This is a genomic window from Sorangium sp. So ce448 (genome assembly GCF_051520915.1).
GTDB classification, from domain to species: Bacteria; Myxococcota_A; Polyangia; order Polyangiales; family Polyangiaceae; genus Sorangium; species Sorangium cellulosum_B.
On sequence record NZ_CP150343.1, the window covers coordinates 9,767,867 to 9,790,265 of the forward strand.

Below are 22,399 nucleotides of genomic sequence, written 5' to 3' on the forward strand. Positions count from 1 at the left end.
GGTGCGCCAGATCGCAGCGACGAACGGGCCGCCGGCCGGGGCAAGGTCCCGCAGTTGGCGCTTGACGTTTCGGAAGGCTTTGGATTTCCTTCTCCCTGCGTTGGATCGTCGAGCTCTCGTCGTCAGGCCAGAGCGCGCCGCCGACCTTTCTCCCTCGGGAGGCGCCGGGAGGAGAGCGGGAGGCGACGGGGGCGCAGCGGGGGAGCGGCTCCCGGCAGGGGGTCGCGAAGCGCTGTGTGTCCTTCAGCCATCAGGGGGAGCGCGGCTCCCGAGCACACGGCAGAACCAGCGCCGGCCGACGAAAGCGAGCGGGACGCAGATCAATGAACCGAAACAGTCAAGCGCACCTCGGTGAGGACGCCTATCAGATCACGGAGACCGTGGCCGTACTGCCGCGCAGCATCTGGCGGCGCGCGCGCCGCGGGACGTCCGGCGCGAGCGTCCTTTTGCACTCGCTCCGGGACGAGGTCGCAGAGCCGCGCCGGGTCCTGGAGCTCGAGCTGCAGATGTGGCGTCGAATCGGCGCGCCCGCGATCGACGGCGGCGTGCGCGAGGTGGACGGCGAGCTCTCGCTCATCATGGAGGACTTCGGAGGCGCGCCGTTCGAGATTCCCGCGAGGGGTCTCGAGGTCGGAACGTGCCTGGAGCTCGCGCTCGGCATGTCTCGCCTGCTGCATCGCTTGCACGAGCAGGGGCTGCTTCATGAGGACGTGAGCCCTGGCAGCTTCCTGGTCAATCTCGAGACCCGACGTGTCGAGTTCGCTGATCTCCTGGCGGTCTCCGGGGACGCGGCGAGCGGCGCCGCTTTCGAATCCGCGCCCTCGCTCGCCCACGTCGCGCCGGAGCGGACGGGCCGCCTCAACCGTCGCCCTGATCACCGAGCAGACTACTATTCCCTGGGCGTCACGCTCTTCCAGATGCTGACGGGCCAGCTGCCGTTCGCGGCGAGCGACGCCATCGGCTGGGCTCATGCGCACGTGTCCAAGCGCGCTCCGCTCGTCACGGAGCTGTCGCCCGACATGCCGCCGGTCCTCGCACAGCTCGTGTCCAAGCTGCTCGCGAAGAACCCTGACGAGCGCTACCAGAGCGATCACGGGCTGCTGAGCGACCTGACCACGCTCTGTGAGAGCTTCCGGCGGACGCAGACCCTCCCTGCCGTGGTCCTGGGGGTGAACGACGTCTCCAGTCAATTCATGGTCAGTCGAGACGTCCAGGGACGCGACGCCGTGCTGTCGGCGCTGGGAGGCGCCCTCCACGACGTGTGCTCCGGCAAGAGGCTGCTCGTGCTCATGTCAGGAGCCGCGGGCATCGGCAAGTCAGCCGTACTCGCGGAGTTTTTGCAACAGCACGGCGGAGCGCCGGCGCGCCTGCTGTCGACGGCGTTCGAAGAGCGATCCCAGGCAGTGCCGCTGTCTGGATTGGCGCAGGTGCTACGACGCCTGGCAGGGGACCTGCTGTCGCTCTCCCAGGCCGAGCTGACGGAGCTGCGGCAGCGCGTGACCGCGGCGCTGGGGCACAACGCAAGCATGATGACCGAGCTGGTGCCGGCGCTCTCCTGCGTCACCGGTCCCTCCACCGCCATCGTCGCGTTGAACCCCATCGAGGCGCAGCGCCGGTTGCAGCATGTCTTCCTCTCCTTCATCCGTATCTTCGCCACGCCGGAGCGTCCGCTCGCCTTCGTGCTCGACGACGCTCAGTGGCTCGACGCCGCCTCTGCCGAGGTGCTGTCTGCCATTCTGACGGATCCCGACTCGAGTCACGTGATGGTGCTGGCCGCGTTCCGCGGCGGTGATGTCAGTGAGGTGCCGACGCTCCTGAACCTGCAGAGAGCGTTGCACCGGGCGAAGAAGGTCGTGCTGACATTGCCGCTCGGGCCGCTGTCCTCCGATGCGGTCGCGGAGATCGTGGCTCGCTCGCTGCGCGCGCCTGTCGCTGAAGCCCGCGGGCTCGCGGAGCTCGTGAGGCGCAAGACCGACGGTAACCCGTTCTTCATCGGTCAGCTGCTCGTCTCCTTGCATCGACAGGGCATCCTGCGCCTGGAGGTCGAGCGCGGCCGATGGTCCGCCGACGTGCAACGCGCGGAGACGCACCCCGCTTGCGACAATGTCGGCGCGTTGATGGCGGATCGCCTCGAGAGCATCAGTCCCGAGGCGGCGAGGCTGCTGTCTACCGCAGCGTGCTTCGGCATGCGCTTCGATCTGCAGACCCTGTCGGAGGCCGTGGACAGACCGCTGGCGGTCTGTATCGCGCTCGTTCGGGAGGGGCTGGCCCATCATCTCCTGTCCGAGGTCTCCGTCGAGGCTCGAGAGGAGCCGTCAGCGCCTGGCCGGAGCCACGAGCCTGCATCGTACGCCTTCGAACACTCGCGCGTGCAGCAGGCGGCGCTCTCACGCGCCAGCGACGCGGAGCGTGTGGCAGTTCATGGTTGCATCGGACGGATCCTGCGCGAGCGCCTGCGGGGCGATCGCGCGCCGAGTCGGATCTTCGAGGTCCTTCATCATCTGAACGCCGCTCGCCGCGTGATCCATGACCGCGAAGAGCGCCTCGACCTCGTGGAGCTCAACCTGACCGCGAGCCACCAGGCGCTCCAGAGCGGCGCGTGGAGCATCGCGGGGACCCACGCCGAGATCGCCGTCGAGCTGCTGGCCAGCTGCGGGAGCCAATGTTCGCCGGATCTGGCCTTTCGAGCGATCTTCGCGCGCGCCGAGACGGCGTTCTTGCTGGCTGATCCGCAGGTCGAGGCGCTCTGCGAGGAGGCGTTCAGGCTCGCCCCCGACCGCCTGGCGCGCGGCCGAGTTCATGTCCTGAAGACCCGGATCCTCGAGCACGGCGGGCGAATGCTGGACGCCGTGGCCCAGGTGCGCGCAGCGCTGGCCGAGTTCGGCGTGCGCTTGCCGGAGGCGCCCGACGAGATCAACCAGGGCATCGGTGCGGGGATCGGCAAGCTGCAAGCGCACCTGGCGCGCGTGACGATCGAGGGCCTGCCGGCTCTCCCGACGGCAGAGGACGCAGAGTCGCGCCTGGTCCTCGAGCTGCTGGCCCAGGTGATCCCTCCCGCGTTTCAGACCTATCCGCCCTTGTTCTTCCTGGCGGAGCTCATCATGTTCGACCTGGCGCTATGCCACGGCGTCAACGCGGTCTCGTGCAAGAACTTCGCTGACTGCGGCATCATCCTCCTCGCGATGCTGGGCGACTACGATGCCGCCTATCGCATCGGTCTGGCTGCCTTCGAGCTGTTGAAGCGCTTCTCGCCGACCCCGGTCGAATCGGGCGTTTGCTTCGTGTTCGTGGGCTTCCTCGCGCACTGGAAGGCGCCTTACCGGGATCTGTTCGCGGTTTACGACCGAGGGGAGAGGAGCGGGCTCATGCTCGGCGACCTGCAGCACGTCGCCTACGCCAAGAACGATCGCGCCCAGCGCTCGTTCCTGGTTGGTGCGCGGCTGCGGGCATGCCGCGAGCAGGTGGCGGAGCTGCGGCGGTACCTGACGCACATTTCGGCGGCAGGCCAGCTGGTCGATGCGCTGGTCGTCGAGCGAGCCGTCGCTCGATTGACGGCGCGCGAATCGGAGAAGCAGGCCGTCGCCGCGGCCGACCACGAGGCGACCGCCGTGGTGGTCGCCGAGAAGAGCACCCAGTACAGCTACGCCTACGGGCAAGCCCAGATGATGACGAGCTTCATCCTGGGCGACTTCGCTTCGGCGCGTCAGTGGATGGAGTTCACCCGGGAGTTCTTGATCATCGCGTCGGGGCAGTTCTCGCTCCCCGATTACAAGCTCCTGGAAGGGCTCCTGGCGGCGAGGGCGTGCCGCGAAGGAGGCCCGGAGGCGCGGGAGGCCCAGCTCGCTGTCGTCGAGGAGAACCTGAAGCAGCTCGAGGCCTGGTCCCGTCTGTGCTCGGAGAACTTCGCGCACAAGGCTCACTTCCTGGCCGCCGAGCACGCGCGCGTGACGGGGCAGCCGCTCGAAGTCGTGCTCGCCCGCTACCGCGACGCGATCAGGACGGCCGGAGACGGGTTCATCCACGTGCGGGCGCTCGTCCACGAGCACCAGGCCCAGATGTGGCTATCGCTGGACGAGCCCCTTCACGCGAGGGCGTGCCTGGAGACGGCTTACCGGCTCTACGCTGACTGGGGCGCCACGGCGAAGCTCGAATCGCTGGCGCGTGAGCACCCCGCTTTGCTCGCGGATGCCGTCAGAGGAGACATCGCGACGCCGCGCGGCGCGATGGTGGCCGGCCAGGGTTTCGACAGCGCGTCCCTGCTCAAGGCGACGCAGAGCATCTTCGTCGAGGTCGAGACCGAGCGGCTGTTCGCCGCGCTGATGGCCACGTTGATCGAGAACGCCGGGGCAGAGCACGGCTGCCTCGTCTTGCGAGACGACGCCGATCGCGCGTACTACGTGGAGGCGCGCGCCCACGTGGAGCGCCCGATCACGAACCTCTCGCAGCGCGTGGAGTACTCGGAGGCCGATTTCTTGTGCCCCACCGTGGTCAGCTACGTGCTGCGCACGGGAGAGGCCGTCACGCTGGACGACGCATCGAAGGCCGGCGCCTTCCAGGCGGACCCGCAGGTTCGAAGGCGGGGCGTACGTTCGGTGTTGTGCGCTCCCATCATGCGCAAGGGCGACGTCCTGGGCGCGCTGTACGTGGAGAACAACGTCAGCGCGTATGCCTTCACGCTCGATCGATTGGCCGCGTTGCAGGTGATCGCCAGCCAGGCGGCGATCTCGATCTACAACGCCCAGCTCTACGAGAGCCTGGAGCGGCGCGTGGCCCAGCGCACCGAGGAGCTGGCGCTCAAGAACGGTCAGATCGCTTCGATGCTCGACAACCTGGACGAGGGCGTCTTCACCATCGACCGGAACCGGCGCGTCGAACCGGGATACTCTCGACGACTGGCGGAGATCCTCGGCCACGCCGACCTGGCCGGTCGCGACTGCATCGCGCTGCTGTTCGACGGCTCCAGCGTGCGACCGGACGCGCGGAGCGCGGCAGAGGCAGCGCTCAGCTGCGCCTTCGGTCAAGAGCAATGGCTGGCGGCGCTGAACACCCATCACCTGATCCGTGAGGTGGAGCGCACGGGTCCCGGCGGCAAACCTCAGTTCCTGGAGATCTCCTGGAACTTCATCGAGTCGGAGGCGGGCCAGGTGGAGCGCATGCTGGTCACGGTTCGCGACGTGACCTTGCTGCGTAGCTTGAGGCAAGCGGCGCGCAACAAGGAGCGCGAGGTCGACATCATCGTGCAGGCGCTCGATCGCGGCGTCGAGACCACACGGGCGTTCTGCGTCGACTGTCGCGAGCTGCTCGCCGCGAACCGCGCGGCGCTCGAGCCGCAGGTCGAGAGCTCCGAGCAGCTCTGTGATGCCGCCTTGCGCACCCTGCACACCCTGAAAGGCAACGCTCGCCTTCACGGCTTCACGCACCTGGTGGACTGCCTGCACGCTGCGGAGCACGCCTGCCAGGCGTTGCGCCGGGAGCCAGAGCAGCCGATCGACGGGCGCGAGTTGCTGGAGCAATTGGACGCCGTCGAGCGGACCGTCGCGGAGTACGAGTCGATTTGCCAGCAACGGCTGACGGCCGTGATCCAGAGGCTGGATGAACGGAGCGAGGGTGTCCTTCACGACATCCGGGGCCTGGTCGCGACGGCCGCTCCTACCGACGCGGCCGAGGAGCTGGTGCGCAAGCTGCGTGGAGCCCTCGCGCGCCTCGACCCTACGTCGGTGGCGCGCTTGGTCGACGAGACGCGCGAAATGCTGCCGGGCTTGGCCGCCGAGCTCGGGAAGCCCGCGCCCGCGGTGCTCACGGAGCAGGCCGAGGCGCAGCTGGCCAGCGACTGGACGGGACTCGTGAAAAACATCCTGGTTCAGTGCTTTCGCAACTCCCTCTATCACGGCATCGAGATGCCTGACGTGCGAGAGCTCGCCGGCAAGCCGGCGCAGGGCCGCATCGATGTTCGCGTGCGGAGCGGAACGCGCGCGCTCGAGCTGCAGATCTTCGACGATGGCAGCGGACTTTCACTCGAGAAGCTGCGTCGGCGGGATGGCGTTCATGGGCTGCCCGATGAAGCCCTGGCCGACCAGATCTTCCTGTCCGGCGTCTCGACCGCGGAGACGATCGGTCAAGTAGCCGGTCGAGGTGTCGGGCTCGACATCGTGCGCGCGAGCCTCCGGGCTCGCGGCGGTGACGCCCTTGTGCGCTTCACGGGGGAGGAGCGCGATGGCCACCGGCCGTTCATGCTGGTCCTCCTCATGCCGAGGAGCGCGCTCGCCGCCCGCTCCTTCGAGCCCCCGGTCGTTCGGCGCTCTTCCTCGCGGGCCTCCTGACGCGCGCCTCGGCCGCCACGTCGACCCGAGGCGCCCCGGCGCCCTCGGTCACGGCGGCTCGTGTCTGCATCTGCATCTGTCGCGCGCGCCCGCGAGGGGTATGCTGGCAGGCGCCGTGGACTGGGATGACGTGCGCCATTTTCTCGCGCTCGCTCGAACGGGCTCCGTCCGCGCGGCGGGCTCGATGCTCGGCGTGAGCCATTCGACCGTGGCGCGGCGGGTCGAGGCCCTCGAGGCGCGGCTCTGTGTGAAGCTGTTCGACCGGCACCGCGACGGCTACCAGCTGACGGACGCGGGCAACGAGATGGTCGCGGGGGCGGAGCGCGTCGAGCGGGAGATGGCCGCGCTGGAGCGCGGCATCGCCGGGCAAGACGCGCGGATCGAGGGGCCCGTGCGGGTGACCTGCACCGACCCGTTCATCGCGAAGATCCTCCTCCGCGCCCTGGCCGACCTCTGCGAGCAGCATCCTGGCATCGAGCTCGAGCTGGATGCCGACGCCAAGAACCTGGATCTGTCGAAGCGCGAGGCCGACGTCGCGGTGCGCGCGCTCATGCTCGGCGCGTCCCCGCCGGAGCACCTGATCGGGCGGCGGCTCGTCCCCATCACCCTCTGCAACTACGTCGCGACCGCGCACGCTGCCCGGCTCGACCCCGAGCGCGGCGCGCGCCCCGCGCGCTGGCTCGGATCCACCGTGAACAGGCTCGCCAGGGAGCTCGTCGCGTCGTCGAGCTATCCCGAGGTTCCCCTCTGGGGCACGTTCGAGTCGATGGCGATCATGATGGAGGCCGCCCGCGCGGGCCTCGGCTTCGTGATGTTGCCCACGTACGCCGGCGATCCGGAGCCCGGGCTGCAGCGCCTCGCGAAGCCGGACCTGCGCCACGTCGCCGATTTCTGGATCCTCAGCCACCGCGACCTCCGGGACAACGCGCGCCTGCGGGCCGCGCGCGAGGGCATCACCGCGGCGCTGACGGAGCGCGCAGGGCTGTTTCGCGGCGAGGCCGAGGGGTGTCGCGAAACTGCGCCCCTGCGTCACGAACTTGAACCGGGCGCAGTCGCGCCGCGTGCGTAGATTCGTCGACCATGACGACCGCCGACGCCAAGTTCTGGGACGACCTCGCCGAGAAGTACGCCGCCAAGCCGGTTGCAAACGTCACCGCCTTCGAGCGCAAGAAGGCCATCACCCGCGAGCACCTGCGCCCGGGCTCGACGGTCCTCGAGATCGGCTGCGGCACCGGCTCGCTCGCCCTGGAGATGTCGCCGTGCGCCGGCCACATCCACGCGATGGACGTCTCGGGCGAGATGATCCGCATCGCCAACCAGAAGAAGCAGGCCCAGGGCGCGACCAACGTCACCTTTCGCCAGGGCACGCTGGACGGACCTACCCCGTACGAGCCCGAGCACTTCGACAGCGCCTGGGCTTACTCGATCCTCCACCTCGTCCCCGATCGGCGGCGCACCCTCAAGACAATCTTCGAGCTCCTCAAGCCCGGCGGCTCGTTCATCTCGTCCAACGTCTGCCTCGGCGGCACCTGGATACCTTACGGCGCGATCATCACGGTGATGCGCTGGTTCGGGAAGGCGCCGGTCGTCCACAGCTACGATCGCGAGACGATCTTCCGCGAGATGCGCGAGGCAGGGTTCGTCGACATCGAGGAGCGGGAGGTTGGTGGCGGGAAGATGGTTGCGTTCGTCGTGGCGAAGAAGCCGAGGTAACGCGCAGCTCGCTGCGACCGACCCTCATGCGACCAGCCAACCCTGGTTCCGATCCGAGATCGAATGCTCCCCGAGGCGCTCGGTGACGGCGCACGGCGCACGGGGGACGGGGATGCGCGAGCAACAATAACGGCAAAATCCGAGTCAGAACCGCGGCCGGGAACCGTGGCCGGAACCGCGCGATCCCGTGCCAGCATAGTTCGTCAAGCTCTCCGTAAAGCACCGATGAGCTTGGGGGACAGTCCCCTACAATCCACGTCACTTCAGGTCGATTTCGCGACGCTTCGTTGCTCGTCGAATTCTTGCTCCGACCAGCTTCTCACTCGGCAGGTCTGCTAGCACACTACATTCATTCGTTGGAGGCGATCGTCTCCGGGCGAAGCACGGCGAGCAGGTGGCAGGGCGGCAGGGGCGTACCGCGCTCGCGACAGCTCGCCCCCTCGACGCGTGGAAGCCCATGAAGGCGCCCCGGGCCTGCGGACCGGCCGAGGCGCTCGCATCCACGTCGACCCGTGTCCGCTCCTGGAGAACACCCATGTTCAACCTCACCCATCATCGCCTCTCGCTGCTCTCCCTGCTCGGCGTGCTGGCCGCGCCGGCGCTCGCCTGCGAAGCCCCGCGCGAGGGCGGCGTCGCCGGAGATCTCGCCCAGGCCGAGCTCGACATCGAGGACGATGTCGGTGCGCTGGCCGCGGCCGAGGTCGCCGTGGCGGACTATTTCATCGCGACCCACCCTGACTACCGCAGATGCGCCGCGCCGATGTGCGGCGGCCATTTCGTCGCCCGCGTCAACACCAGCGTGGCCCGCTGCGCCGATGGAACTTGGCAAGAAGAATGCCACATGTTCGAGCTGGATCTGTCCGGGCTCGGGCTCGATCGCTCGACCGAGGCCAAGGCCAGAGAGGCGTTCGGTGCCGGGCAGGCGCTGGTCCGTGGCGGCCTGAAGAAGGTCCAGCTCGGCGACCTGCAGTCGCCGCCGGCTGACGTGCTCATCGCCAGCGAAATCTGGCTCGGGGTGACGGGCAATGCGCCGAAGGGCCACTTTTCTCGGGTCGACAGCAGCGGGATCGTGTGCGTGACGTACCCCTGTCCCTCCTTCTCCGAGCACAGCCTGAACACCAACCTGAGCGGTTCACTCGACGGCCTCGATCTTCTGTCCGCGTCCGGGGCCACGGAAAAGCAGGTCGAAGGCGGCATGAAGGCGCTCTCCGGGACCGGTCTGCTGGTCGCCGGTCAACATGCGATCACCGCCGGTCCGGCCGGCTCGATGAACCGCCTCGGCGTGGCGGAGTTCTACCTGCGCCTGAAGTGACGCCGGCTGGGCGGAGGCACCTCCTTCGTCGCGATGTGGACTGGTAACCGGCCCCGACGGGGTAGTCATGATGGCGTTGGTCGGACGGTTACCCTGCGCGCGCTCCACCCCGCCGCCCCCATGCGCGCCCGCTGTTCAAATTCCGTCTGTTTCTCAGCCTCCGCAACAAGGACTTGCCACTAGATGCTCGGCGGTCCACCTGGCGTGGGATAAAGACGCCGGAGCACACGTTGAAAGCGCGCGTCTTCCAGGTCGTTGAGGCGGCCTTCACGGAGCCGGACGAATGTATCATAGTCGCCATCACGGAACGCCTGGCATGCGTCGTGGCTGATGATGTGGCTGGCGAGAAACTCGCTGGACGGTCGCTCAGCCGACTGGAGGAGCCTTCGCATCGTACCAATGGATTCTGGGCGAACGAGGACGCGTGCGCCGGGGCTGCCGGAGACCGCCGGCCTCCTGGCCTGCGCCGAGGTGATGAGCTGTGTCATCGCACGGTTCCGGTGCTCCGCGAGAAGCCTGCTGCAGTGCGCTCGCGTCACTGCCTCCGAGGGAGCCGAAGGAGCACGCGGTTTGTACCTGGCCATCAACAGGGCCACGCCGCGCGCACGCGCATGACGAAAGTCGAAGCGCGGCAGCGGACGCTTGGTTGGCGCCTTGCCAGGCGGCTGCGCGAGCATCTCCCCGGTGGCCAGCGCGCGAACGTCGTCGAGGAGCTGCGAGAACCGGGACTCGCTCATCTGCCGCTGGAACATCTCGGTGTAGGTGGTCAACCAGAGCCAGTCACGAAGACGTTCGAGCACGTCCGCATCCGGCTCTGGCCTCTCTCGGAACGCTGCCGCGAGGAGGACGATCTGGGCAGTGTAGGGGACCAGATCCGGAGCCCCGATCGAACACTTCGTCCTGAGGAACCGCGCGGCGTGACAGAGATGGGCTTCGACTTCTCCCAGGATGTCGGGCTGCTTCTTGAGCGCCTTTCCTACCGCCTCGGAGTCGTCATCGTAGATGGCGACTCCGAGCGCAATCTTGCAAACCCGGAGAATAGTCTGCTCATCGATCTCGTCCCATCCGAGCTCGGCGAGAGATCCCTGCTTCATCTCCTGCAGACGATCGAGCAGGTCGAAGCTCGAGGACCACGTGAGCGCATTCACCATATGAACTTCGCTCATCGTAACGTGTTGGCTATTCACGCGCTGAAAGGTCCGCGTTACGAGCTCGACGTTCTCCGACGTCACGGGGACCGTCGGAAATTTATACTGACGAAACGCGTCAGCGACCTCGTCTGATAAGCTAACGAGGTCATCCGCATCGGCATAGATCTCTTGTTCCCTCTTGCCGGCACGCCTCTCACCGACCAGATTTCGCTGAAACTTGACCAAGCGAGCCCCCTGAAGCATATCCGTGAGTGGGAGATGGTGTGGGAGCACCGACCCGAGATCCTGCCGCGTAACAAACACCTTAACGCGCAGATCGTAATATACCTGAAACGCCTCCGGGGGCTCGTTCGTCTCGTCGCTGTCTTGCGCCAACTTTTGGGCGCCGACGAGCGCGAAGTACAGCGTCGTGAGCCTCTGCTCCCCGTCGAGCAAATATTGGCGTACAGGCGCACTCCTGTCCGCCATGGGCAACAGAAACGGGCCAAGGCGCTCTTTCACTGACATCTCGCCGGAGCGCGTTCGCCAGAGCATGACCGTGCCGATCGGAATTCCTTCCAGAATGCTGTCGAGCAGCGCAAGCCTCATCTCCTTGGGCCACACGAGCGGACGCTGAAACTTGGGGATAACAATTTGGCCGCTGCCGATCTCTTCGAGCACCTGCGGCAGGTACCGGATCTGCGGTTCGCTATAGAACCCGGCCAGTGACTCTCGTACCGTCATGATTCCCTCACCGGATCCGCTCGACGATTTCCCGAGCGAATTGCTGCACGTGGGCCACGACTGCCGCGCGCTCCAGCTCATGAAAATGGACGTAACCGTCTCGGTACAAATTGGCGATATGCACATCCAATCCATGATGAAGCAATCGGCGCGTATCGCCCGAGATGACAGCGAACAGCTCGCCTGCCCGATGGACGTTCGGCAGGTCTTTTTCGAAGCCCTCCTTCATATTGTAGTGTGCGCGCTGGTCGTCCCGGAGCGCGAAGAGCGCCTCAACCTGGGCCTTGCGCTTGTCCCGCGTTCGCCCCTGCGCCAGCTGGCACCACCGTTCGAGCGCGGCACGCGGCAGATAGTTCTCGATGGCCCGGCGCTCGAGCTGGTGGTGGTGCACGTCGGGATAGCAAAGGTTCCGGACGACCTCCGACTTCGGGCTCGGCGCTCCTGGCCGCATCGCATCGCTGTCGAACATGGCCGACGAGCGCATCCGCGTCGCGACGTGCCCCCGGACCTTCTTCACCCGCTTTTCGAGCTCGCCGAGCCCTCCGCAGTGCTCCGCCTCGACCCACTCCCGAGAGATCCGCTCTTCCAGGAACTCACGCGTCGCGCGGTCGCACATGCTCAAGAGGAAGGCGCGGTCTGTTAGACCGTTCTCCAGGAGGAGTCGATAGGGACGCTGGAGGAAATCGATCGCGTCGTCGAATGTGAGTATCGAATGCGGGTAGGACCACGTCGACTCCCCGCGCGCCGTTACCCAGACCTCATGATAAGATGGTTCCAGCTCGCTCTGGCGGAGACCGTCCCCGACAACGCGTTCCCAGTCTGCGCGCGTCGCCTCGTCCAGCCCCGCGAGCCAGGCCGTGTACGCCGTCGCTTGGTCGTCGCGCACGACGATCCTATGCCGTTGAGTCGCGCCAAGCCATAGCAGCACCATCAGATCCGCGGTCGATGTGCCGACAAAGAGCTCTGCGTCGAGCAGCACCATCATGACGGTACGCCCCTCCGCGCCAGGAAGAGCTCGCGCGCTATCTTCGCGTCCTCGGAGAAGACCCCCGCCGGCCAGTCTTTCGGCCGCCCCCGAGCGTCCAGCGCGATCCCGCGGCAGTCGGACTCCCCATTGGGCAAACTCTCGAGCCAGAGGATGGAAACATCCTTGGGATCGAGTTCGCCTTGTGCGATCAGCAGTTGCACGAAGAGTAGCAGGTTCTCTGAGTGGGTCTCGATCAGAAGCCTTGGGTGGGACGGCGCCTTGATCACCTCACCGAAGAACTCGGCCAGCGCCCGCTCGGCCCGCGGGTGGAGGTGCATTTCCGGCTGCTCGATGGCGAGAACGGCGCCCGGGGGGAGATCGCCCACGGCGGCCATCGCACCGAGCACCAGCACCGGCAGGACCTGACTGACCCCCTCTCCGACATCGACGATCGAGATCCGCAGCGGCGCCCCTTCGACGGGCTCGAGCTCGATGGCGAACTCCGCTCCGCTGTCGCGAACGTCGATGGCTTGACCGAACATCTCGCGCAACACCGCCGAGACGCGGGGCAGGATGATTTTCCTGCCCCGCGCGTCATAAGCGAGCTTTGCCGCCGCCTCTTTACCACTGCTCCCGAGCCGCACCGGCTCGCCCTGGTAAACCCCACGACGCTCAGGCGCCGCGCGCACCGCGCCCAGCCAGTGCACCGACTCCTGCAATGACTCCAATCGCTGCCAGCACTGGCCGAGCACCAATCGGACATCGCCGGGGACGGAAGATGCGGCGCCTTGCCCCGACAGCACAGGCCGGAGATCTTTGAACGAGAGCGTGACTGTCAGCGGCGGGCTTCCAGCAGCCGTGATCTCATACCGGCCCGGTTCTTCGGGAACATCGATGGCATGGAGGAGCTCGGCGCCGTCCGCGCCGCGGGCGAAGAGCTCGCTGACCAGGTGTCGCTTGTCGTCCTCGCGCAGCGAGATCTCAATGGCGCGCACTGGCAGCTCGTCGTCATCCCAGGCCAGACCGAAGACGAGCTTGTTGCGTGATGAGAGCCGCGTCGCGATATCCGCGTACGTCGGCTCGCGCATGCCCTCGGCCGTGAGCGCCAGCGGGCCCACGTTCGCGCCGCCGGACGACGCGGACAAGAGGGGCAGCGCCCGCACGAGCGCGCTCTTGCCGGCGCTGTTGTAGCCGAAGAGGAGCGTCAACGGACGCAGCTCGATGGGCGTGCGACGGACGAACGAACGGTAGCCTTCGACGCTGAACGAGGTGAGCGACACGCAGCGACCTTACCACGGGGACGCCTTCCGCCCGCCAAGGCACACGCCCACGTAATCGGCGACCATCCTCTCCAGCGAGAACCGCTCCCGCGCGCGCTCCCACCCCGCCGCGCCCATGCGCGCCCGCCGCGCCGGATCGGCGCCGAGCTCCACGAGCGCCCCGGCGAGCGCCTCCGCGTCGCCCGGCGGCACCAGGCGGCCCGTCACGCCGTCGTCCACCTGCTCGGACATGCCGCCGACCGCCGTGGCCACCACCGGCAGCCCCTCGGCCATCGCCTCCAGCGACGCGTTCGGGCACCCGGCGGGCTCGGCGATCAGCGCGAACACGTCGAGCTCGCGCAGGAACGCGCGCGTGTCGGCGAGCTCGCCGACCCACTCGACCGACAGCCCCGCCGCCGTCCGCCGCAGCTCCTCGGCGTGCGCCTCGGCGCCGCGCTCCACGCCGCCCGCGATGCGCAGCACGTGCGGCGGCAGGCGCGGCGCCGCGAGGCGCAGCGCGGCGAGGAGCTCGTCGAGCTTCTTGTGCGGGTGGATGCGCGCCGCCGTCCCGATCGCGAGCCGCCCGTGCCCGCCGCCGGACGCGCGCGACTCGGGCGCCGGCGCGCGCAGCGCCGCAACCGGGCGCGGGCCGAGCGCCACGCCGTTCGGCACCACGTGCGCCGGCGCCCCGAGCACCTCGGCGGCGAGCGCCGCCTCGGCCCCGTACTTGACGATCACCCCCGTAAGGCGAGCTCCATAGTCGCGCGGCGCGCTGTACGGCAGCCCGCGGCGCGGCGACGCGAAATAACGGCGCAGCGAGGCGAAGTACATCTCGCCCGGGCTGATGTCGAAGAGCGGGACGTCGAGCAGCCCGTCGGCCAGGAGCACCTTGTGCTCGGCGATCACGTTCCACATCAGCACGGCCTCCGGCGGGTCCTCCTCGATCGCACGCAGCAGGCGCTCCACCGCCTCTGCAGGCTCGATGTCGGCCGGCGGCGGCACCGCCAGCACCGGGATGCCCGCGGCCTCGAGCGCGCGCCGCCCGGGCGTCGGGTACTCCGGCTGCTCCTCGATCACGGCCGCCCGGCCGCGCACGCCGGCCGCAGCGAGGCCGAGCAGCAGCCGGCGCGCGCTCGACTGGGCCCCGCCCATCGAGAAGTTGTTCGTGACGAGGAGCAGCCCGTCTCCCCGCCGCACGCCGCGGTTCCGCGCGATCGCCCGCGGGTAGAGCCGCGCGTACCCCTCGGCCATCCGCGCGAGGCTGAAGTGCCGCGCCACGACCTCCCGGCCGCTCGTCGACCCGTCGCGCGCGTCGCCCGCAGCGCCGGCGCGCGCCGCGGCCACGATCGCCCCGGCGAACCGCTCGGGCGCGGCGTCGAGCGGCAGGTGGACCATCGCCGGCGTCTCGGCCGCGATCTCCGCGGTGCCGCCGGCGCCGGTCGCGACGACCGGGAGACCCGCCGCGAGCGCCTCCAGGTGCGCGAGGCTCAGCCCCTCGTGGGCGCTCGGCGACACGAGGACGTCGGCCGCCGCCAGCAACCCGGCGACGTCGCCGACCGCGCCCGCGAAGCGCACCTCGGCGCGCAGGCCGAGCCGGTCGACCTCGCGCCGGATCTCCGCCTCCGCGACCAGCGCCTGCTCGCTGCCCGGCGAGGCGCTCCCGGCGATGACGAGCCGAGCCGCACGCGGGTCGCCGGCCGCCGCCAGCGCGGCCCGCGTGGCCGCGAGGATTCCAGGCAGCAGGTGCAGCCGCTTCTGCGGCCGCGGGTTCGCCACGGCGAGCAGGACGAGGTCGTCCGGCGCGATCTCGAGGCGCCTCCGCCACGCCGCGGCCTCCGCCGACCGGGACCCGCGCACCGCCTCCGCCCCCCCGAATCGGCGCACCGCCTCCCCCGACCCGGATCCGGACCGATGCGCCTCCGCCGCCTCGGCCCGGCGCGCCGCCTCCGCAGGCGCGAGGTCGATGCCGTTCCAGACCGTGCGCGCCGGGATCGGCAGCGCGCGCTCCGCGAGCTCCGCCTCGACCGCGCGCGCACACGCAACGAGCAGCGTGGCGCCCTCCGGAGCGAGGCGATCGAGCCCCGCCGGCCAGCCTGCGGCCACGTTGTGCACCGTGACGAGCGGGCGATACCCGCGCGCGGACAGGCGCGCGAGATCCTCGGCGTCGAACAGGTGCGCGTGCGCGAGATCCGCGCCCCACGCGGCGAGCCCCCGGGCGAGCGCGTCGAAGCGCGCCTCCCGGTCTCCGCGCGCATCGGACAGATCCAGCGCCCCCGGCGGCGCGGCGAACGTGGCGCGGGTCGGCCGGTACACCGCGCAGAGGAGCGAGCGCACGCCGCGCCGCGGCAGCTCCCTCGCGAGGTCGATCGCGATCCGCTCGGCGCCCCCCTGCTGCAGGCTGGTCACCACCTGCGCGACCCGCGGCGCCGCGTCGTCGCACACGTCGAGCGGCGCGTGCCGCACCACGCGCGCCCGCCGCACCCCGAGCTCGCCCTGGAGCGCGGCGTCGAGCGGCTCGCCCGCGCCGAGCCGCGCCGCGACGCCCGCGGCGAGCGCCCCGTCGAGGTACACGCTCGCCGCGCGGGGCAGCCCCGGAGCGCGGCGGCCGCGCGCGGCGCGGCTCAGCTCACCGCCCGTGGCGCGCAGCAGCTCGGCCCACGCCGTGGCGTCCGGCTCGGGCGCGGAGGGCGCGGCGAGGTCGTTCGGCGCGAGGACGGCGCCGAGCGCGCAGAGCGGCAGCCCGGTGTCGCTCGGCGGCGGGAACGGGTCCGGCTCGATCGCCGCGGAGGGCGCAGGCCAGGCGCCCCCACGCACGAGCCACACCGGCCCCGCCGCGAGCGCCTCCGCAGCGGCCGCGAGCGGCGCCGCCGTGAGATCGACCGGCGCGAGCCCGGCGAGCCGGAGCGCCCGCAGCGTGCGGCCGGCGCGGGCGCGGTGCGCGGGCGCTTCGGCGAAGACGGCGCAGAGCGGGCGGCGCATACGGGAGCTGCGGAACATGCGAAACATCCGCGATCGAGCGGCGCGGCTCAGTAGGCCGACGGATAGCCGCGGAACGGCGCGGCGACGGCCACGTCCGGCGCGCTCGAGATCCGGTCCCTCGACCGGTGCCCCGCGGCGGCCGCGCGCGGCGCGGCGGACGGCGCCGCGGCCCACCCGGCCGCGCGCGGAGCGCCCCACGCGGCCGCGCCGATCTGCTCCACCTCCACGCCGGACGGGACGCCGCCCGTGTAGACGAACTGCCCGCGCGGCCCCGGCTCGATCGGGACCGACGCGCGCCGGATCGCGCCCTTCACGAGGCAGCGGTAGTGGAGCATCGACCCGTGCAGGTGCGGGGGCGCGTGCAGCCAGAAGCCGTCGCCCTGCGGCCTGAACGTCACGCCGGGCGGCGCCCCGGCCATGGGCCTGCGTCCGACAGCGCGGTGCACGAGCAGACCGATGAGGCCGATGACGGCGCTGGCCAGGACGAGGCCGCCGCCGACGAACCCCACCGTCGCCGCGGTCGACCAGGAGCTCGAGCGCGGCGCCTGCGCGGTCGCCGCCGGCGGCGGGGTCGGCCCAGGCGCCGCGGCAGGGGCGCTCGCCGAGAGCGCGGCGACCACGCGGAAGCCGTTGTCCGCGTTGCGGCTGCCAGGGTCGTTGCGGTACCGCGCCGCGGCGCGCAAGTGCTTCGCGTCCTTGAGCCACGACCCGCCGCGCAGCACGCGCCGGGGCTTGTCGCCGGCCGGGGGCGCCGTCTGCTCGGGGTCGGCCGCCGGGCCGGGCGCATAGGGCCCGTACCAGTCGCGACACCACTCGTAGACATTGCCGCTCATGTCGTGCAGGCCGAAGGCGTTCGGCTGCTTCTGCCCGACAGGCCTCGTCCCGCTCCCCGCGTTGCCCTTGAACCACCCGATGGCGGCCGCGGCGCTGTCGGCGTCCCCCGCGTAGAACCGCGTCTGGGTACCCGCGCGGCCGGCGTACTCCCATTGCGCCTCGGTCGGCAGGTCGAAGGCGCGGCCGGTCTTCTGCGTCAGCCAGCGGGTGAACTCGCCCGCGTCCTTGAAGGTCACCAGCGTCACCGGGTGCAGGTCGGTCTGCGGGAAGCCGGGAGTCCTCCAGGTGAACTCCTTGCGCTGCGAGAGGCCCTTGCCGTCGAACCCGAACCCGCCGGAGGCGCCGACCTCGGCCTCCGTGCGGTAGCCGGTCTCCGCGGCGAAGCGCCCGAACTGCCCGACCGTGACCGGAAACTTCCCCAGGTAGAAGTCGCGGCCGAGGGTCACGTCCCGGACCGCCTCGTCGTCGCCGCGCCCGACCTCCGCGGGCGGCGAGCCCTGGCGGAAGCGACCCGCCTTCACCAGCACGAGCTCGAGCTGCACCCCCCCGAGGTCGATCGCGACGGCGGGCGCCGGATCCGCGGCCTGCGCCGAGTCCGGAGCGAGGAGGGCGACGGCCGCCCCGAGGACGATCGCAGGAAGGACGCGGCAGGCGGTGGCGCGAGGCTGCACGGGCCCACGCTACCAGAGAGCGCGGCCGAGGTGCGCTCGCAGCGACCCGAGCGGCGCAGCCGACCGAGCGGCGGAGGGCGCCCGGAGCGCCCTCGCCCCGCCGGAAGAGCGGGCGCGCCGGCGCGCGCCCCTACCTCGCTACCTCGCGTCATGCCCGCGACATCACGCTTATCAAAGTGTCTTTACAGTTCTTCACTCAACACATGATCTGACCGGCACCAGCGCGAAAACAGCTACAAAACAGCCCGCCAACGCCGCTCCGGGTGACCCATCGGGGCCGGGATCGAGGCTCGACAGGCGCTCGTCCGCGTGGCATCCAGCGAGGCTCGACGCCGGGATCAACCGCGGTCGAGCGCGCCCTGGTCACAACTCACAGCGAAGCGAAAGGATGTACGCACTGTCGGCAGAAGCCCTTGATATGCCATGGCACGCGGACGAGCGCGGGACGCGTGGCTCGTCCTGCGGCGCAGAGGACGTCGTACCCTTGCTGCGCGATGGCCGCCTGACGACCGATCCTTCAGCGTGGGAGCTCACAGCGAACGACCCGCAGCGCGCCTTGAGCCGCGAGCTGCGAGCGGCTGCACGAGCACAGCCTGTCCTCGCTCTCGCGACAGACTCACGTGTGGGTGGTGGGGAGATTCCCGCATCCCGCCGGCATGAAGGAACCGCCAAATCGTCCCATGCGTCCCTCGCCGCGGCGGGTCGCAGCGAGGACAGTGGGGAGTTCGGCGCCGCGTCGGGCGTACGTGTCGACATGATGAGCGGTACGATCATCGATCCCCGCGCGCCCGCGTTTGATCTGCGGCAGGGCGCCGACGAGGACATTGCTTTCGGCGGCGGCAATCCCTATTGCATCGAGGCGACGCCGGCTCGCCTCGATGTGCGGCTCACCATCGACACGCTGCTCGGCCGCTCTCCGAGATGGGGCTCGCGGGGCCGGCCGAGCGGGCGCGGCCGCCCTCGCTCCTGGAGATGACTTCATGATGCGTCCGACTCCGCCCTCGGTGGGGTGAGGTCGGCCGCGGACATGCCGGCGCGGACCAGCCGGCGTCGATCGATTTCCCCGGGTGCGCGCCCCTCTGCGGGCCCCCGGGAGCCATGTGCGCGCGACCCGACCGGCGCGCGCGAGATGCGATACCAACACACGGCAGGGATCAACGCATGCGAACAACGACCTCACTCATCGCTCTCCTCGGCGCATTCACCCTCTTCGGCTGTTCTTCCTCGGACCCCGGCCATCAACCCTCCGAGGACGAGCTGCTGGCGCCGCCGGCCGAGGGTACCGGCGTGCAGTATCGGATGGTCTCCACGCTCCAGCCGGCGCAGGAGATCGAGCGCTGCCAGCTCTTCATCGCGCCGCCGGAGGGGCTCAACGTCAACCGGGAGATGGTGCGGTTCTCCAGCGGGAGCCACCACGTGCTCCTCTACACGACGCCCTACACGTCGATCCCGACCGAGACGCGCCGCGGCGTCGCCCTGGACGCGACCCAGGTCCACGACTGCAACGACGGCCCCCAGGCCGACTGGGAGGTCGACGGCGTGGTCGCCGGCTCCCAGTCCGCCGACGGCAACTCCTTCCTCGGCGAGCTCCCGGAGGGCGTGGCGCTCAAGGTCCCGCCGGGCACGGTGCTCCTCATGAACACCCATTACCTGAACTCGTCGTCCAACCCCATCGAGACCGACGCGCGCATCAACCTCTATACGATCGCGGACGACGAGGTGAAGGTCGAGGCGGGCATGCTCTTCCATTACAATCCCTTCATCAGCGTGCCGGCGCACGGACGCTCCACGGCGCGGATGCGCTGTGTCGCCGAGAACGACATCTCGGTCGTGAGGATCCAGTCGCACATGCACCGGCGCGGCGTCGGCTACGTCGCGAACAAGGTCGCTCTCGACGGCGAGATGACGGAGCTCTATACCCACGACCGGTGGGAAGGGGTCCCGTCCCAGGAGTTCTCGCCGTTCCTCGAGGTCAAGGCGGGAGAGTCCCTGGACTACCGCTGCGATTTCAACAACGTCGAGGATCGCGCCATCGCGCAGGGTCTGACCACCCGCGACGAGATGTGTATGCTGATCGGGCCGTACTTCCCGCGCTCCCCGGCCTACGAGAACTGCCAGACCGAGGAGGGCCTGGTCGCGGCGACGTGGTACGGCAACGGGACGACCACGTGCGCCGAGGCGTTCGAGTGCCTCGGCAGCGCCCAGGATGACGCCGCGGCCTACGGCTGCGTGGTGAACAGCTGCGAGAGCGTCGGGCCCCAGCTCTCGGCGGCGCTCGCCTGCCAGATGACGGGAGGGAACGGCGCCTGCAACGAGGCGTGCAGCGGCGAGGACGCCGAGGCCTGCAATGCGTGCGTGGGCGAGGCGTGCGCCGCGGAGATGGAGGTCTGCCAGACCGCGACGTGCGACTGACGTCGTGATGACAGGCGCCGCGGGGCGGCCCTGCGCCACCCCGCGGCGATCCTCCCGCTCCCGTGCCGCCAGCTCAGGGAGCCGCGAGGAGCTGGGCCGCGAGCTGGATCCCCAGCTCCTCGGCCTTCGCGTGGTCCTCGACAGGATCCACGACCGCCCGCGGCCCCGCGAACGCGATGTAGGTGACGCCGCTCTCCACCCCGGCGCCAGGCTGCTCGATGCCTACGGCCTGCGCCATCGCGTACGATCCCATCCCGATCGTATCGCACTCCCCTGTATCGCCGAGGATGCCATAGGCGACCGTGTCGCCGCGGATGACCGCCACCACGGCCCCCAGCTCGACACCGGCGTCCTTGTGATTCCACGCCACAGCGTCGCATTCGTCGGGCCAGCTGTTGGGGGCGACGACGAACGGGAGATGGACCGAGTCGAGGGCGTTTCCCTGCGAGTCGGCCAGCGCCGTGTGATCAGTCGACGAGGGACACTCGGAGGACTCATGGGATCGACCGTCGCAGTCGATCCCCATCCCGGCTTGCCAGAAGAACGCCCCGTTCAGCCCGCAGACAGGGATGCCGGGCTCCGCGTTGCCGTCAAACGCGTTCCTGAAGACTCCCGACGAGGCCGGGCGGCACGACGCCGTGAGCGCGAGCAGCTCCGCCGCCGTCGGAGGGTCCGGCGCCTGACCCCCGCCGGCTCCGCCCACGCCGGCGCCCCCCTCGCCGGCGCCGCCGCCGCTGCCCGCGTCCCCTCCCCCGCCTCTGCCGCCCTCGCCAGCGCCCCCCTCGCCGGCGCCGGCGCCTCCCTTGCTGGCGCCGCTCCCGCCTGTGCTGCCGCCGCCGGCGCCGCTCCCGCCCGCGCCTCCCAGGCCGACGCCTCCCTGACCTGCGCCTCCCCCGCCCTGGCCGGCGCCGAACTCGAGATCGCCGACCCCGGAGAGGCTCGTGCACGCGCCGCCGCCGGAGAGCGCCAGGGCCGCGAGCGCTCCCCCGATCCACGCCCTCCTCGCGCGTGGCGCCGGCGCTCGCATCAGAACTTCCCCTGGAGCTCGATCCGCCCGAGGCCCACCCCGGCGCTCCAGACCACGCCGCGCGGCGCTCTCGGCGGCGCGCCCGCAGCCGCAGGCGCGCCCGCGGCCTCGGACGCGCTGCCGCCGCCGGGCCGGACCACGAGCAACACGACGCCCGCCGCGGCCGCCGCCGCGCCCACGACGAAGCTCACGGTGGACACATGGCCCAGCGTGGCCGCTGCATCGGCGTCGCCCTGCAGCTCGGCCGGGCAGCGCCGGCCCTCGCAGCGCGACCTGATGTCCGAGACCTGCGACAGCGACATGAGGCCGGTCACGGCGCCGACGCCGATGCCCACCGCCCCGAGCCCGAACGCGACGCCGGCGGGGACCAGCGAGCCGCCGCCCTCCGCCCCGGCCGGCGCCGCGGGCTCGGCGCGAGGGGACGCCTTCACCGCGGCCGCGTCCAGCGCGGCGCGCACGCCCGCGAGCTCGGTCTCGGCGTCCTTCCGCGCCTCGAGGAACGCCGTCGGCGGATCCTCCGGGAGCGGCTCGCCGAGGACCTGCTCGTACAGGTCGCGCGCGGCCTCCAGGCGGCCGAGCTTGCGCTGGCACCGCGCCATGTAGAGCACCAGCGTCGGCGCATGAAAGAGGCGATCCGCCTCCTGGAAGACGTCGAACGCCTCCTGCCAGCGGTCCGCGCCGTACAGCTTGAGCCCCTCGTGCGCCTTGGTCCGGGCGGCCTGCTGCGCCTCGGCCGCGGCGCCGTCCGGCGGAGGCGCCCCGAGCGCCGGCACGGCAGCCAGCAAGGTCACAACGAACGCACACCGGCGAAGACAGTTCGAGAGCATCATCATCCTTGTCCGAGGGAAGCGGTCAGAAGCGGTCGGAGCTCGAGCAGAAGCCGGAGAGGGCGCCGCGGCCGTCGCCTGCTTCACGGCCCTGCGCGCCCGCGCACGCCGCCTCGCCGCGGCGGCCGACACCTTAAGGGGAAGAGCGCACCACCGTCCAGCGACGACTCGGACGACTCGGATGACTCGGATGGCGAGCGCCGT

Annotated in this window: 13 protein-coding genes; 6 read left to right on the forward strand and 7 right to left on the reverse strand. The window is 70.3% G+C overall.

All coding sequences use genetic code 11. From position 1 onward, the window contains the following. The first annotated feature begins 323 nt into the window (after window positions 1-323). The 4 genes from WMF45_RS36935 to WMF45_RS36950 all read left to right on the forward strand — a co-directional run bounded on the left by WMF45_RS36935 (window position 324) and on the right by WMF45_RS36950 (window position 9,345). Window positions 324-6,320 carry an AAA family ATPase gene (locus tag WMF45_RS36935; RefSeq protein WP_437710418.1) on the forward strand — a complete coding sequence of 1,999 codons (5,997 nt, stop codon included), beginning with the start codon at window positions 324-326 and terminating at the stop codon, window positions 6,318-6,320. Window positions 6,321-6,435: 115 nt separating this feature from the next. After that, window positions 6,436-7,389 (forward strand): LysR family transcriptional regulator, encoded by a 954-nt coding sequence (locus WMF45_RS36940; protein WP_437710420.1) that lies wholly within the window; start codon window positions 6,436-6,438, stop codon window positions 7,387-7,389. An 11-nt stretch (window positions 7,390-7,400) separates the two neighbouring features. Further along, the gene (locus tag WMF45_RS36945) at window positions 7,401-8,033 is read left to right on the forward strand and encodes a class I SAM-dependent methyltransferase (protein WP_437710422.1); all 633 of its coding nucleotides are present in this window, start codon (window positions 7,401-7,403) and stop codon (window positions 8,031-8,033) included. Window positions 8,034-8,568: 535 nt separating this feature from the next. Beyond that, on the forward strand, window positions 8,569-9,345 hold the full coding sequence (locus WMF45_RS36950) for a DUF6748 domain-containing protein (protein ID WP_437710424.1): 777 nt from the start codon (window positions 8,569-8,571) through the stop codon (window positions 9,343-9,345). Between the two features lie 179 nt (window positions 9,346-9,524). On the opposite strand, the gene WMF45_RS36955 is transcribed toward WMF45_RS36950, so the two are convergent. From WMF45_RS36955 to WMF45_RS36975, 5 genes are read right to left on the reverse strand one after another with little or no spacing between them, the layout of a single operon-like run. Beyond that, window positions 9,525-11,219 carry a DUF262 domain-containing protein gene (locus WMF45_RS36955; RefSeq protein WP_437710426.1) on the reverse strand — a complete coding sequence of 565 codons (1,695 nt, stop codon included), beginning with the start codon at window positions 11,217-11,219 and terminating at the stop codon, window positions 9,525-9,527. A gap of 7 nt (window positions 11,220-11,226) precedes the next feature. Then, the gene (locus WMF45_RS36960) at window positions 11,227-12,204 is read right to left on the reverse strand and encodes a hypothetical protein (protein WP_437710428.1); all 978 of its coding nucleotides are present in this window, start codon (window positions 12,202-12,204) and stop codon (window positions 11,227-11,229) included. Further along, window positions 12,201-13,466, reverse strand: a complete 1,266-nt coding sequence (locus WMF45_RS36965; RefSeq protein ID WP_437710430.1) for an AAA family ATPase — start codon at window positions 13,464-13,466, stop codon at window positions 12,201-12,203. The genes WMF45_RS36960 and WMF45_RS36965 overlap by 4 nt, the downstream gene beginning before the upstream one ends. Before the next feature lie 9 nt (window positions 13,467-13,475). Beyond that, window positions 13,476-16,442 (reverse strand): glycosyltransferase, encoded by a 2,967-nt coding sequence (locus WMF45_RS36970; protein WP_437710432.1) that lies wholly within the window; start codon window positions 16,440-16,442, stop codon window positions 13,476-13,478. Between the two features lie 29 nt (window positions 16,443-16,471). Next, window positions 16,472-17,929 carry a formylglycine-generating enzyme family protein gene (locus tag WMF45_RS36975; RefSeq protein ID WP_437710434.1) on the reverse strand — a complete coding sequence of 486 codons (1,458 nt, stop codon included), beginning with the start codon at window positions 17,927-17,929 and terminating at the stop codon, window positions 16,472-16,474. A 754-nt stretch (window positions 17,930-18,683) separates the two neighbouring features. Here WMF45_RS36975 and WMF45_RS36980 point away from each other — a divergent pair. Both WMF45_RS36980 and WMF45_RS36985 read left to right on the forward strand, forming a co-directional pair. Beyond that, window positions 18,684-18,905 carry a hypothetical protein gene (locus WMF45_RS36980; protein WP_437710436.1) on the forward strand — a complete coding sequence of 74 codons (222 nt, stop codon included), beginning with the start codon at window positions 18,684-18,686 and terminating at the stop codon, window positions 18,903-18,905. 185 nt (window positions 18,906-19,090) lie between these two features. Continuing rightward, on the forward strand, window positions 19,091-20,341 hold the full coding sequence (locus tag WMF45_RS36985; RefSeq protein ID WP_437710438.1) for a hypothetical protein: 1,251 nt from the start codon (window positions 19,091-19,093) through the stop codon (window positions 20,339-20,341). A 73-nt stretch (window positions 20,342-20,414) separates the two neighbouring features. Here the strand turns inward: WMF45_RS36985 and WMF45_RS36990 are convergent, their stop codons facing one another. Beyond that, window positions 20,415-21,368: a glycoside hydrolase family 75 protein gene (locus WMF45_RS36990; protein ID WP_437710440.1), complete on the reverse strand. Its 954-nt coding sequence runs from the start codon at window positions 21,366-21,368 to the stop codon at window positions 20,415-20,417. Beyond that, window positions 21,368-22,159, reverse strand: a complete 792-nt coding sequence (locus tag WMF45_RS36995) for a tetratricopeptide repeat protein (protein ID WP_437710442.1) — start codon at window positions 22,157-22,159, stop codon at window positions 21,368-21,370. Before WMF45_RS36995 ends, WMF45_RS36990 begins: the two co-directional genes overlap by 1 nt. Between the last annotated feature and the right edge of the window lie 240 nt (window positions 22,160-22,399).